Raw genomic sequence first — 12,498 nt, forward strand, 5'->3', positions numbered from 1 at the left:
TTCCCCTACCGGTGAGTTATGGAAAGTTAAAGTTGAGGTCGTTGGAGCATTGCATCCGGCAGGACGCGTCCCCTACTGTCTGCCCCGGGAAAGCGCTTCAACTTCCTTACCGGAAAGGGAGTTTGCCACCCTCTCTCCATCGCTCCGACTGTGCAGAACGCTCTGCGACACATATATGGAGTGGCCATGAATCCCCCACCCTCCTCTCCCCGTCCCGTACGGCCGTCCTCTCCCGCGGCAGGACCGGCCGTCGGGCGCTGCCGCCGGTTGGGAACCGGCGGGCGCGGACAAGCCGCCGACGAATAGCCGCGAACGCTTCCTTCGGCCCTCTGCCGAGCCCTTTCAGCATTCATTTCCTGGCGTGTGAACGGCCGTGAGCAAGGCGTTTTCGTCATGCCCGGAAGACCCCGGTGCGCCGAACGCCCAGCTCGCCATTTCTCCCTGAATGGCCGTCACTTTCCGCCCGCCCCGGCGGAACCACACCGCATCTGACCGGATTCCCCGCCGTCGAGAGCCGCGTCGTCATTTCCTCCGCGGCCGCGCCGCCCTGCCCGGCCGCCCTTCCGCCGGTGACACGGGCGCGCCAGAGCAACTCCACTAGTCATGGGGGTACGTTGAGCGTGAACGCGATAGGTGTGTCGCTGCCCATCTCGCACACCTCTCGTCGCATATTAGAAATGCTCCACCGCTACCAGCGGGTGGACGAGTCGGTGAGCACGGGCCCGGAAGAGCCCTGCGCCCCCTGCGTGGCGTGCTTCGAAGCACGCCAGGCGAAGATCGAGAACTTCATCCGGCAGGGAGAGCGAATACACTTCGTCATCCCCGCCTTCCCCGCGAAGTCACCGAACCAGAAGAAAGTCCTGGGCGTCCTGCCGGACCTGGGCGAACTGCTGGCCCTGAACTTCCTCCAATCCATGTGTGACTACGTGGGCTACTTCTACTCGCCGGGAGCCCGGGTCACCATCTGCTCCGACGGACACGTTTTCAGCGATGTCGTCGGAGTGACCGACAGCGCGGTGACCGCTTACCGCGAGAGCCTGATGGCCCGTGTCAAAGCCGCCGACCTGGTGTCGCTCGACATGTTCGGCCTGGACGACGCTTTCGGATCCCACGACTATCCGAAACTGCGGGAGATCCTCGAACGCGACTACGCGGTGAGCCTCGACGAGCTGAAGGACGACGTCCGGACCGACGCCACCACCCGCTCGCTGTTCAACGGCATCCACCGCTTCATGTACGAGGACGCCCTCGCCCGGCAGGGCACGGACACAACGTCCAGGACGAAACTCCGGAACGGGTCCAAGGAAGCCGCCTTCCAGACCATCCGGCGGAGCAACGCCTGGAGCAGGGTGGTCGCCGAGCGGTTCCCCGAGGCGATCCGGCTGTCCATCCACCCGCAGCCGCCCCACTCCGAAAAGTTCGGACTGAAGCTCCTGCCCACCCGCGACGGGTGGCTGACCCCCTGGCACGGCGTCGTCGTCGACGACGGCAGAAGCCGGTACCTGGCCAAACGCTGGGACGCCGAGAAGCTCGGCGCCTCCATCGTCTGGCGCAACGGCGTCCCAAGTCACTTCGTGGCTCCGCACCTCACCATCGACTCCCAGGGAGACAGCAGCACATGACCAGCTCGTCGTTGTCCGGCGTCCCCGTCGCCGACCAGTCGCCGCTCCACCCCTTCGGCCTCGTCGTCCAGGTACCCGAGGGCACCCGGATCGGCGAACTGCCCATCGGGACGCTCACCCGGTGGACCGAGGAGGCACGGGTCCTGGTGCTGCGTGGCTGCGCCCCGCTCGACACCCAGGAGTTCGCCGACTACTGCCGGCTCTGGGGGGAGGTGCTGCTGTGGGACGGCGCCGCGGTGATCGACCTGGTCGTCCAGGACAACCCCAAGAACTACCTGTTCGCCAGCGGTGACGTGCCCTTCCACTGGGACGGCGCGTTCGTCGAGGCCGACCCGCGGTTCTTCTTCTTCCAGTGCCTGGACGCGACCCCCGGCGCCGGCGGCGAAACCGTCTTCTGCGACACCACCGCCGTCTACCGGGACGCGGACGAGGACCTGCGCAGACGGTGGGAGGGCGTCAGCATCACCTACAGCACGGAGAAACTCGCGCACTACGGCGGCCAGGTCACCGAGAGACTCGTGAGCCGGCACCCGAGCACCGGATCGCCCGTCCTGCGCTTCGCCGAGCCGCTGGACCCCGCCGTGTACAAGAACCCGGTGTTCGCCGCCGTCGACGGGATCCCGCAGGAGGAGGCCGACGGCTTCCTCGCCGAGATGAGCGCACGGGTGCACCGGCCCGAGTACTGCTACGCGCACGCCTGGCGGACCGGCGACATCGTCATCGCCGACAACTTCTCCCTCATCCACGGCCGCAACGCCTTCACCGGCCCCACATCACGCCACCTCCAGCGGGTGGAAGTGATCTGAGCCGGAGGCCTGCGATGACCACTGCGGAACGCACCTGGCGGCACGTCCTCCAGGACTCGCTCACCATCCGCCGTCCGGAATTCATGGTCGCGGAACTGCCCATCGTCCTGATTCCGGCCCTGCTGATGACGAACGACCCCTCGGACCTGCTGAGTTGGCGGTTCGGTGTCGCGTTCGTCCTCGTGTACCTGATCTTCAACTTCGGCGACGTGATCAACTGCCTCGCCGACCGCGACCTCGACGCCATCTACAAGACCCGGCTGTCGAACGCCGTGTACCGCCTCGGCGTCGACAACGTCCGGTGGCAGCTGAGGATCACCTGTGGCGCTGCGGCCGTCCTGACCGTCGTCCTGGCGGCCGGCACCCGGCACTGGGACCTGATACCGCTCGTGGCCGTGGAACTCCTGTGGGCGGCCCAGTACTCGGTGCCCCCGCTGCACTTCAAGCGGCGCGGTCTGTGGCAGGTGCTGACCCTGTCCGCGATCATCTTCGTGCTGCCCATGGCGATCGTGGCCCGGGCGTTCCCGGGCCAGCCGTCCTGGGAACTCCTGCTCCTCTTCGTGGCGTACGGCGCCATGCAGGAAGGCATCATCCTGGTCAACACCGCCGAGGACATCCCGGAGGACCAGGAGGCCGGACTGCGCACCTCCGCGCTCGCCCTCGGGCTGTCCCGGTCGGTGGCGGTCGGCGTCGGCCTGGTCGCCGTCGGAGGAGCGGTCAGCGCGGCGTGCCTGACGGCCATCGGCGATCCGTCGTGGGGACTCGCCGTCTTCGTGCTCAGCCTGTCCTGGGTGCTCTGGGAGATGGTCTCGACCTGGCGTGCGGTACGCGGCCACCCCCTGGCCGCCGGGATGGCGATCCTGCGGCCCCGGGCCCGCCGGATGCCGTTGTGGATCACCGCGACGGGCTGGGGCTCCCTGCTGGCGGCAGGCGTCGTCCTCGCACACCGCTGATCGCTCCCTCCCTCACTCACTCGCAGACCCGCAGACCCGCAAAGCACGCAGAAAATCCCTCCGCAGAAATCCGCCCACAGAAGGTCCCCCCACAATGGTGTTCACCAAGATCGCCGATCTGGTCCTGCGGCGAGCGCGCCTGGTGCTGGTCGTCGCGGGCCTGGTCCTGGCGAGCGCCGCGGCCCTGGCCACCGGCGCGATGGACGTGCTCAAGGTGGGCGGCTTCCTCGACCCCCGGGCGCCGTCGAGCCAGGCCACCCGGCTCATCGACGCCCAGTTCGGCGGCCGGGCGAACCTGGTCTTCCTGATCGAGGCGCCCCAGGGATCGGTGGACGCGCCCGCGGCCCGCGCGGAAGGACTGCGGCTCACCGGCCGACTGGCCGGTGAGCCGGTCCTGGACAACGTGACCTCCTACTGGTCCACCGGCAGCCCCGCCCTGAAGTCGGCCGACGGCAGGTACGCGATCGTCGCCGTCCACGTCGACGGCGACGAGAACACCGCACTGCGCCGCGCGCGCGGCCTCTACGACACCTACGTGGGCACCAGCGGGCCGTTGGAGATCACCCTGGGCGGCTTCCAGGGCATCTACCGGGACATCTTCACGCAGGTCATGAGGAGCCTGGTGATCGCCGAGGCGATCGCCGTCCCGCTCACCCTGGTCCTGCTGCTCGCCGCCTTCGGCAGTGTCGTGGCGGCGCTGCTGCCGCTGGCCATCGGGGTGTCCGCCATCGTCGGCACCTTCGGACTGCTGCGCCTGCTGGGCGCCGTCTCGGACGTGTCCCTGTTCGCCGCCAACCTCGTCACCGCCCTCGGCCTCGGCCTGGGCATCGATTACGCCCTGCTGATCGTGGCCCGGTTCCGGGAACGGCTGGCCGCGGGCGACGAGGTGCCGCAGGCCCTCCGGCACACGGTCCGCACGGCCGGGCGGACCGTCTTCTTCTCCGCGGCCATCGTCATGGCCGCGCTGGCCGCGATGCTGGTCTTCCCGCTGTACTTCCTGCGCTCGTTCGCCTACGCCGGAATCGGCGTGGTGGCCCTCGCCGCCCTCGCCGCGCTGTTCGTCGTCCCCGCGCTGCTGGCCCTGTGCGGGCACCGGGTCAACGCCGGACGGCTGCCGTGGGTGCGGGGCGTCCGGGGCGCCGACGCGCCGTTCTGGGCGAGGCTGGCGCGCGGGGTGAGCCGTCGGCCGGTGCTCGCCACGCTCCCGGTCGTCGCGATCCTGCTGCTGGCGGCCGCCCCGCTGGCGGGAGCCGTGTACGGCACCCCCGACGAACGGGTGCTCAAGCCGGAGGTGACCAGCCGACAGGCCACCGCGGTCCTCCGCGAGGAGTTCCCGGGCTTCAGCGCCGACCCGGTCGAGGTGGTCGTCACCCCCCGGGTGCCGGACACGGCACTCGCGGAGTACGCGCGACGGCTCTCCCGGCAGCCCGACGTCACCGGCGTGATCGCGAGCGTCGGTACGTACGCCGACGGCAGGAAGACAGCCGGCCCGGCCGGTCAGCGGCGCGGCGGCCCGGCGGCGCAGTGGCTGACCGTGGCCACCGGCCTGCCGCCCAAGTCCGACCGGGCCCTGGACCTCGTCCAGCGCATCCGGGACACCGCCGGACCGGCGGACGCCCGTGTCGTGGTCGGCGGCACCGACGCGGAACTCCTGGACACCCGCGCGGCGATCGCGTCCCGGCTGCCCGTGGCCGCAGCCGTCATCGTCGTCACGACGTTCGTGGTGCTCTTCCTGTTCACCGGCAGCCCCCTGCAACCGCTGCGCGCCCTGCTGCTCAACGGGCTCGTGCTGGCGGCGACGCTCGGCGCGATGGTGTGGGTCTTCCAGTACGGGCACTTCAAGGACACGCTGGGCTTCACACCCCAGCCGACCGACGCCACGGTGGCGGTCCTCATCTTCTGCGTGGTGTTCGGACTCGCCATGGACTACGAGGTGTTCGTGGTCGCCCGCATCAAGGAGATGAGCGAGTCGGGCCTGGACACCGTGACCGCCGTGGAACGCGGTCTGGCGAAGACCGGCCGGATCGTCTCCACCGCGGCCGGGCTGCTGGCCGTCAGCTTCCTCGCCTTCGTCACCAGCTCCATCAACTTCATCCAGATGTTCGGGCTGGGCGCGGGCACGGCGATCCTGCTGGACGCGGTCCTGGTCCGCGGCGTCCTGGTGCCCGGCACGTTCGCCCTGATGGGCAGGACCGCCTGGTGGTGCCCGCGCCGGCTGCGCCCCGTCCGGGACCGCTTCGCCGTGACGGAGTCGGAGCCAGGGCCCCCCGCCCCGGCGACCGTGGGGCCGACCACGGACGCCTGACCGGCACCACAAGGCCCGCCCCGGGTTCGCGGGTGCCGTCCGGCGGCGCGGGCCGCGCACGCTTCACAAGGTGTGCCCCGGGTTGGCGGGTGCCGTCCGGCAGGGGGCCGCGCAGCCTTCACAAGGCCCGCCCCCGGCTTCGACGGTCCCCGCTGATCTCGTTGATAGCTTGCTGGTTCTGCCAGCTCGGACCGGGGGACCTCGATGAACCAGCCGCCACCGCCACCCCAGCACAACCCGTACTACGGCGGGCCCGTCCCGCCGCAGCAGCCGCCGGGGTACGGACCGCTGCCGGCCGCCGGGCAGCCCCCGACGCACCCGGCACCCCCGTTCCAGCCGCGGCCCTTCGCCCAGCGGCCGCCGTCGGCCGGTCATCCGGTCGGCGCGGTCCTCCTCGGCTTCCTGGTCTCCTTCGTCGTCTCGCTGCTCTACGCCGGCCTCAACGTGGCGACGTACAAGGACCAGTCGCTCACCTCGGCCAACGTCCTCTACCTCGGTCACGCCGTGCTCAACGGGGCGATCGTCGGCTGCCTGGTCGGCCTGGTGGGCGGCCGCAGCGGCGGCGCCCGGATCGGAGCGGGCGTCATCGCCGCACTCGGCGCCTTCTTCGGCTACACCAACACCATCCCCCTCGTCTTCGCCTACGAGGAGACCCCCAGCGCCGCCTGGGACCTGCTGAGCCACGAGCCGTTCTTCCCGGCGAAGGTGTGGTGGACCAGCGAGTCCGACGGCGGAGTCGACTGGTTCTCCCCGCTCGGCCTGGTGCTCGCCGCCGTCACCGCGTGCGTCCTCGCCCACGTCGTCGGCGCCAGGCGCCGCCGAGCGTGACACCGGCGGCCGGCGAGGTTGCGGCGCTCGTCCCCGGGCCCAAGCATGGGCTCAGGGGGAACAGCGGCAGAGCCCCCCGGCGGGGCACCTCCCTGGGAAGGACGAGAACCATGACGCTTCCCGTGACCCGGCCCGCCGGCCGTCGCCGCACCAGGCGCACCCGACCGGTCCGCGTGCGACCGGAATGAGTGACGACGACCGCCCGCTGCGCTGCCTGGTCACCGGTGCGACCGGTTACCTGGGCGGCAGGCTGGTGCCGGAGCTGCTGGCCGCCGGGCACTCCGTGCGGTGCCTGGCCCGCTCGCCCGGCAAGCTGCGGGACCACCCATGGGCCGGGCGGACGGAGATCGTGCGCGGGGACGTGACGGACGAGGTGTCCGTGCGCGCGGCGATGGAGGGAACGGACGTCGCCTACTACCTGGTGCACGCGCTGGGCACGGGGCGGGGCTTCGAGGAGACCGACCGGCGCGCGGCCCGGATCTTCGGTGCGCAGGCGCGCGCCGCCGGCGTCAGGCGGATCGTCTACCTCGGCGGGCTGACACCGGCCCGAGTGCCCGAGCACGCCCTGTCGCCCCATCTGCGGTCGCGCGCCGAGGTGGGCCGCGTCCTGCTGGCCTCGGGCGTGCCCACCGCCGTACTGCGGGCGGCCGTGATCATCGGGTCGGGTTCGGCCTCGTTCGAGATGCTGCGGTACCTGACCGAGCGGCTCCCCGTGATGGTGACCCCGCGCTGGGTGCGCACCCGCATCCAGCCGATCGCCGTCCGCGACGTGCTCCGCCTGCTCGTGGGCTGCGCGCGGCTGCCGGACGACGTGAACCGCGCCTTCGACATCGGCGGGCCGGACGTCGTCACGTACCAGGACATGATGCGGCGGTACGCCGCCGTCGCCGGCCTGCCGAGGCGCGTCATCCTGCCCGTGCCGCTGCTCAGCCCCCGGCTGTCCAGCCTCTGGGTGGGCCTGATCACCCCGGTGCCGGGCGCTCTCGCCCGTCCGCTGGTCGAGTCGCTGAAGCACGAGGTGGTCTGCGCCGAACGGGACATCGTCCGCCATGTGCCGGACCCGCCGGAGGGACCGGTCGCCCTGGACCGGGCGATCCGGCTGGCTCTCCGGCGTGTGCACGACGCGGACGTGGCGACCAGATGGTCCTCGGCCGCCACTCCCCGCGCCCCCAGCGATCCGCTGCCGACCGATCCCGACTGGGCGGGAGGCAGCCTCTACACCGATCACCGTGAGCGCACGGTCGCCGGGTCGCCGCAGGCGCTGTGGCGGGTCGTCGAGGCGATCGGCGGCGAGAACGGCTGGTACTCCTCACCGCTGGCCTGGTCGCTGAGAGGGTGGCTGGACACGCTGGTGGGCGGTGTGGGCCTGCGCAGGGGCCGCCGGGACCCGACCCGCTTGCGGACGGGTGACAGCCTGGACTTCTGGCGGGTGGAGGAGATCGAGCCGGGCCGGCTGCTCCGGCTGCGGGCGGAGATGCGGCTGCCGGGCCTCGCCTGGCTGGAGATGGCGGTCGGCCAGGACCCGCAGGGGCGCACGGTGTACCGGCAGCGGGCGCTGTTCCATCCGCACGGACTGGCCGGGCACGCGTACTGGTGGGCCGTGGCACCCTTCCACGCCGCGGTCTTCGGCGGCATGGCCCGCAACATCGCCGCCGCGGCCGAGTCCGCCGACGCGACGCCCGAGGCCCAGTCGCCTCCCCGGCCCCGCTGGAGCAGCTCGAAGACCTAGCCGGTCCAGCCGGTCTGAACGGTCTCGCCGTGCGTCATCACTCGCCGTCCTGGAAGCGGGCCTCGGCGAGCGCCAGCATGTGCGCGGCGGTCAGGGCGTTGCGTGGATCGGCGGCTGTGGTCAGCAACCAGGTCGCCGCCGCGAGCGACTCGCCGGGCGGGATGACCAGCAGTTCCCGGCGGCCCACGGCGCCGCAGTCCAGGACGATGGCGTGCGCTTCGGCATCCGCCGCCGACAGGGCCACCTCGATCACCCGGCCGGGTGCCGTGACCCTGCGCGGGGCGTCGGGCCAGGCGATGGCGTCCACGGTGACACCGGTGACGCCGGTGACGGTGCCCAGGCCGGGGTACAGCGAACCGAGCAGGGCGGGCAGCTCCAGTTCCAGCATGTCGCACCGTGGCCACCAGGCCCCGTCCAGCGGGCCGTGGCCGGCACCGCGAGCCAGTGCCAGCCGGGCGGCGGGCATGCGGTAGGTACGTGCTTCCTCCGGGGAGCCGTCCTCGGCCGGCGTACCGGTGACGTCCATGGTGGGTCCCGTCCCGAGCGGCTCCTGGCCGTCCGCTTCCGTCGTACGCCGAGAACGGCACCGCCGTGGTCGCGCTGCGCGAGATGCCCTCGGTGGGACCAGCGTACGTCCGGGCCACCGGACCGTGTGGCCCGAAGCCCGGACGGGTCGGGACGGATCCCGGATCCCGGGTCACGGATCGGGTCCCCGATCACGGATCCCGGGTCACGGATCGCGAGCGGACCGGGTGCCGGGGACCTCTACTGGTCCGAGTAGCCGATGTCCCCGATGGTCCACGCGCTCACGTCCTCCAGCGCGACGCGGTACATGCCTCCCGTGTCGGGGATGCCGAAGCTTCCCTGGAGGATCCGGGCGACGTGGAAGTGGAGGTGCGTGGGCTGGTCACGGTCCTCTGGTCGGTGGTCGCCGTCGTCCCGGTGCGGGGTGAACGCGGCGGCGAACCGGCCCAGTTGCTGGGAGTCCCGCAGGACTTCGGCCACGCGTTCCTTCCACAGGGCTTCCGGGGCCAGCCGTCCCGTGATGACGGCTCCCGGGACCACCACGGTCAGGGACATCCGGCTGCTGTGCTGAGACTCCACCATCGAGGCGATCGCCACGAGCAGGTCGTCAGGGCGCTTCATGCCTCAGGAGCCTAGCTCGACGGGTGCCGGTGCGCGGCAGGGACCGAGCGGTCACCATCCCAGCAGGCCCTCGCCGGGGCGCGTGTCCTTGGCCGGCGTGAGCGGAGCGGCGTCGTGGCAGGTGAAGCCGAGCCGGGTCAGGGCCCGGCGCATCTCACCCGAGGTGAAGTCGCGGCGGTCCTGCCGGGTGATCACCTCCCCGACCTGCATCACGGGGTAGACGCGGCGGCCGATGGTGACCGTCACGCCGGTGACGGGTTCGGGCGTGACGCCGCTCATCGACTGCTCGACCTCGCTCTTGATCAGGTCGAAGGGGAAACGGGCGATGACACAACGCATGGATGCCTCCACAGAGTCGGGGGAGTAACACCGGAGGGACCGACCGCGCGACGGCGGCCGGAGCTGGGCTAGGGGGTGTTCCGCGGGGCGGCGGAGCGACGCGTCCGGCCGGTGGTCCGTCCGGTTCCGTCACGGCCGGTGGCCCGTCCGCTCGCGTCACGGCCGGCGGCTCGTCCTCTCCGGTCGCGGCCTGGGGTTCGTCCCTTGCGGCCGCGGTCGGTGGACGCCGCGCGGTCGCTGGGTCCGGTGACCGGTGCGGGGAGGGTGACGGGCACGCCGGAGGGGGTCCGGGCGCCGGTGATGCGGTGCAGTTCGTCGTCGCCCGGCCGGACACTGGCGGTGCGCGGTGTGATGCCTGCGTCGGCCATCAGGCGGTCCATGGTGCGACGCTGGTGCGGCAGGACGAGGGTGACGACGGTGCCGGACTCACCGGCGCGGGCGGTACGGCCGCCGCGGTGCAGGTAGTCCTTGTGGTCGACCGGAGGGTCGACGTTCACCACGAGGTCGAGGTCGTCGATGTGAAGTCCGCGGGCGGCGACGTTGGTGGCCACCAGGACCGTGACCTGGCCGTCCTTGAACCGGGCGAGCGTCCGGTTGCGCTGCGGCTGGGACTTGCCGCCGTGCAGGGCCGAGGCGCGCACACCGACGGACAGCAGGTGCTCAGCCAGCCGGTCGGCCGCGTGCTTGGTGTCGAGGAACATGATCACTCGCCCGTCGCGGGCGGCGATCTCGGTCGCGGTGGTGTGCTTGTCGGTGTCACGCACGTGCAGCAGATGGTGCTCCATGGTGGCGACGGCGCCCGCGGACGGGTCGACGGAGTGCACCACGGGATCGTGCAGGTAACGGCGTACCAGGAGGTCGATGTTGCGGTCCAGGGTGGCCGAGAACAGCAACCGCTGACCGCCGGCGTCGACTTGGTCGAGCAACGCGGTCACCTGCGGCATGAAGCCCATGTCGGCCATCTGGTCGGCTTCGTCCAGCACGGTGACGGCGACCCGGTCCAGCCGGCAGTCGCCCCGTTCGATGAGGTCCTTGAGGCGGCCGGGTGTCGCGACGACGACCTCGGCGCCGCGGCGCAGCGCGCTCGCCTGGCGGCCGATCGACATGCCGCCCACGACGGTGGCGAGCCGCAGACGCAGGGCACGGGCGTAGGGGGCGAGCGCGTCGGTGACCTGCTGGGCGAGTTCGCGGGTGGGTACGAGGACGAGGGCGAGCGGCTGGTGGGGCAGGGCCCGCTGCCCGTCCAGGCGGGCCAGCACGGGCAGGCCGAAGGCGAGTGTCTTGCCGGAGCCGGTGCGTCCGCGGCCCAGCACGTCCCGTCCGGCCAGCGCGTTCGGCAGCGTGGCCGCCTGGATCGGGAAGGGCGCGGTCACGCCCTCGGCGCCGAGGGCGGCCAGCAGCCGGGTGGGCATGTCCAGTTCGGTGAACGTCGCCACCGCCGGCAGTGGCTCGGTGAGGGTGACCGGCAGGGCGAACTCCTGCGGGCGTGTCGCCCCGCGTGCCCGTCGGCCGCTGTCGCGCCCGGTGCCCCTGCGAGGACCCTGGCGGTCCCTCTCCTGGGGGCGGAAGCGGCTGGAGCCGCGGCCGGTACGGCGGGTGCGGTTCATGGAGGAACCTTCCTCGATGCGGCGCATCGAGGAACGCCGTCCGACAGCGGGAGCCGCACGAGGATTCACAAGAATGAGCCGAGGGAAATGCGAAAAACGGCCCTCTCGGCGGTGACGCCAGGGCGGTCAATTACGCGGGGAACTCCGGGAACTCCGGGAAAACCGAGAAAGCCGGGAGATCCGGTAATGCCGAAGCGGCAATGGGCTGGGACCCGCACCCAAGAGTGCGGGTCCCAGTCACATGGTTCGCGTCAGCGTCAGGCGGGAACGATGTTCTCGGCCTGCGGGCCCTTCTGGCCCTGCGTGACGTCGAAGGTAACCTTCTGGCCTTCCTGAAGCTCGCGGAAGCCGCTGGTGGCGATGTTCGAGTAGTGGGCGAACACGTCAGCGCCGCCGCCGTCCTGCTCGATGAAGCCGAAGCCCTTTTCCGCGTTGAACCACTTCACGGTGCCAGATGCCATATTGAATCTCCCTTGGGGGGCAGTGCCGGAATCCGCACTTTACGGATCCGAGTCGCCGCGATGATCACCCCTCCGGAAAGATCCGGAAAGCTCTGCAAAGAATGAAATCTCTGGTAACCAAAACTGCAACTGCTATCACGCTAACACAGGTCGGGCGGAAGCACCCATGAGATTTTCGGCATCGTCCACCATTCTGATGCCGCCGCGGTCGCTATTTCTGTGCCGGCGGGACTAGATATCCGCGCGGGCCTCGTCCAGCTCCCGGCGCAGCTCCCGGTTCAGGCGGAGGGCGTCGTCGAGCTGGTCCTCGAGGGAGACGATGCGGCACGCGGCCTCCAGGGGAGTGCCCTGGTCGACCAGGTCACGGGCGCGGGCGGCGACGCGCAGCTGGTGGCGGGAGTACCGGCGGTGGCCGCCTTCCGAACGCAGTGGGGTGATCAGCTCGGCTTCGCCGACGGCCCGGAGGAAGGCGGGGGTTGTGCCGAGAACGTCGGCGGCCCGCCCCATGGTGTAGGCGGGGTAGTCGTCGTCGTCGAGGTTCCCGGCGACGGGGGTGTTCTCAGCGGGCATAGCACCTTCGTTTCGAGGACGCGGCGAGGGATCCGGGCGTTCGCGGCACTCCCGTGCCCGAAGGACTCAGCACCATCCGCCTGCCCAACCTTAGCTCCGGCAGGCATGGACATGTGTTGTCGCCGTGGCAGC

The 12,498-nt window shown here is 71.1% G+C and carries 12 protein-coding genes; 6 read left to right on the forward strand and 6 right to left on the reverse strand.

Features of this window, described 5'->3' with window-relative positions:
* Positions 1-677: 677 nt before the first annotated feature.
* The 6 genes from ALMP_RS27955 to ALMP_RS27980 all read left to right on the forward strand — a co-directional run bounded on the left by ALMP_RS27955 (position 678) and on the right by ALMP_RS27980 (position 8,243).
* The gene (locus ALMP_RS27955) at positions 678-1,622 is read left to right on the forward strand and encodes an isocyanide synthase family protein (protein WP_264933229.1); all 945 of its coding nucleotides are present in this window, start codon (positions 678-680) and stop codon (positions 1,620-1,622) included.
* Positions 1,619-2,428, forward strand: coding sequence for a TauD/TfdA family dioxygenase (locus ALMP_RS27960; protein ID WP_264933231.1), 810 nt, complete (start codon positions 1,619-1,621; stop codon positions 2,426-2,428). The genes ALMP_RS27955 and ALMP_RS27960 overlap by 4 nt, the downstream gene beginning before the upstream one ends.
* 14 nt (positions 2,429-2,442) lie before the next feature.
* Complete coding sequence (locus tag ALMP_RS27965) at positions 2,443-3,381, forward strand: UbiA family prenyltransferase (protein WP_264933233.1); 939 nt, start codon at positions 2,443-2,445, stop codon at positions 3,379-3,381.
* Positions 3,382-3,475: 94 nt separating this feature from the next.
* Positions 3,476-5,686 carry an MMPL family transporter gene (locus ALMP_RS27970; protein ID WP_264933235.1) on the forward strand — a complete coding sequence of 737 codons (2,211 nt, stop codon included), beginning with the start codon at positions 3,476-3,478 and terminating at the stop codon, positions 5,684-5,686.
* 204 nt (positions 5,687-5,890) lie between these two features.
* Entirely contained in the window at positions 5,891-6,514 is a 624-nt protein-coding gene (locus tag ALMP_RS27975) for a hypothetical protein (RefSeq protein WP_264933237.1), read from the forward strand.
* Between the two features lie 184 nt (positions 6,515-6,698).
* Complete coding sequence (locus tag ALMP_RS27980; RefSeq protein ID WP_264933238.1) at positions 6,699-8,243, forward strand: SDR family oxidoreductase; 1,545 nt, start codon at positions 6,699-6,701, stop codon at positions 8,241-8,243.
* A 37-nt stretch (positions 8,244-8,280) separates the two neighbouring features.
* Here ALMP_RS27980 and ALMP_RS27985 read toward each other — a convergent pair whose 3' ends face one another.
* From ALMP_RS27985 to ALMP_RS28010, 6 genes are all read right to left on the reverse strand, one after another.
* On the reverse strand, positions 8,281-8,769 hold the full coding sequence (locus ALMP_RS27985; protein WP_264933240.1) for a DUF5994 family protein: 489 nt from the start codon (positions 8,767-8,769) through the stop codon (positions 8,281-8,283).
* 239 nt (positions 8,770-9,008) lie between these two features.
* Positions 9,009-9,389, reverse strand: coding sequence for a hypothetical protein (locus ALMP_RS27990; RefSeq protein WP_264933242.1), 381 nt, complete (start codon positions 9,387-9,389; stop codon positions 9,009-9,011).
* A 51-nt stretch (positions 9,390-9,440) separates the two neighbouring features.
* Complete coding sequence (locus tag ALMP_RS27995; protein ID WP_264933244.1) at positions 9,441-9,728, reverse strand: SCO5918 family protein; 288 nt, start codon at positions 9,726-9,728, stop codon at positions 9,441-9,443.
* Positions 9,729-9,796: 68 nt separating this feature from the next.
* Positions 9,797-11,335: a DEAD/DEAH box helicase gene (locus ALMP_RS28000; RefSeq protein WP_264933246.1), complete on the reverse strand. Its 1,539-nt coding sequence runs from the start codon at positions 11,333-11,335 to the stop codon at positions 9,797-9,799.
* 257 nt (positions 11,336-11,592) lie between these two features.
* Entirely contained in the window at positions 11,593-11,796 is a 204-nt protein-coding gene (locus ALMP_RS28005) for a cold-shock protein (protein WP_007383480.1), read from the reverse strand.
* 231 nt (positions 11,797-12,027) lie between these two features.
* Positions 12,028-12,366 carry a MerR family transcriptional regulator gene (locus ALMP_RS28010; protein ID WP_264933275.1) on the reverse strand — a complete coding sequence of 113 codons (339 nt, stop codon included), beginning with the start codon at positions 12,364-12,366 and terminating at the stop codon, positions 12,028-12,030.
* Positions 12,367-12,498 lie beyond the last annotated feature (132 nt).

This window comes from Streptomyces sp. A012304 (genome assembly GCF_026008495.1).
Lineage (GTDB): Bacteria > Actinomycetota > Actinomycetes > Streptomycetales > Streptomycetaceae > Streptomyces.

Excerpts from the sequence above, each read along its gene's own strand:
- ALMP_RS27955 (WP_264933229.1), top strand. The coding sequence starts at position 678 with ATGCTCCACCGCTACCAGCGGGTGGACGAGTCGGTGAGCACGGGCCCG.
- ALMP_RS27960 (WP_264933231.1), top strand. The coding sequence starts at position 1,619 with ATGACCAGCTCGTCGTTGTCCGGCGTCCCCGTCGCCGACCAGTCGCCG.
- ALMP_RS27965 (WP_264933233.1), top strand. The coding sequence starts at position 2,443 with ATGACCACTGCGGAACGCACCTGGCGGCACGTCCTCCAGGACTCGCTC.
- ALMP_RS27970 (WP_264933235.1), top strand. The coding sequence starts at position 3,476 with ATGGTGTTCACCAAGATCGCCGATCTGGTCCTGCGGCGAGCGCGCCTG.
- ALMP_RS27975 (WP_264933237.1), top strand. The coding sequence starts at position 5,891 with ATGAACCAGCCGCCACCGCCACCCCAGCACAACCCGTACTACGGCGGG.
- ALMP_RS27980 (WP_264933238.1), top strand. The coding sequence starts at position 6,699 with ATGAGTGACGACGACCGCCCGCTGCGCTGCCTGGTCACCGGTGCGACC.
- ALMP_RS27985 (WP_264933240.1), bottom strand. The coding sequence starts at position 8,769 with ATGGACGTCACCGGTACGCCGGCCGAGGACGGCTCCCCGGAGGAAGCA.
- ALMP_RS27990 (WP_264933242.1), bottom strand. The coding sequence starts at position 9,389 with ATGAAGCGCCCTGACGACCTGCTCGTGGCGATCGCCTCGATGGTGGAG.
- ALMP_RS27995 (WP_264933244.1), bottom strand. The coding sequence starts at position 9,728 with ATGCGTTGTGTCATCGCCCGTTTCCCCTTCGACCTGATCAAGAGCGAG.
- ALMP_RS28000 (WP_264933246.1), bottom strand. The coding sequence starts at position 11,335 with ATGAACCGCACCCGCCGTACCGGCCGCGGCTCCAGCCGCTTCCGCCCC.
- ALMP_RS28005 (WP_007383480.1), bottom strand. The coding sequence starts at position 11,796 with ATGGCATCTGGCACCGTGAAGTGGTTCAACGCGGAAAAGGGCTTCGGC.
- ALMP_RS28010 (WP_264933275.1), bottom strand. The coding sequence starts at position 12,366 with ATGCCCGCTGAGAACACCCCCGTCGCCGGGAACCTCGACGACGACGAC.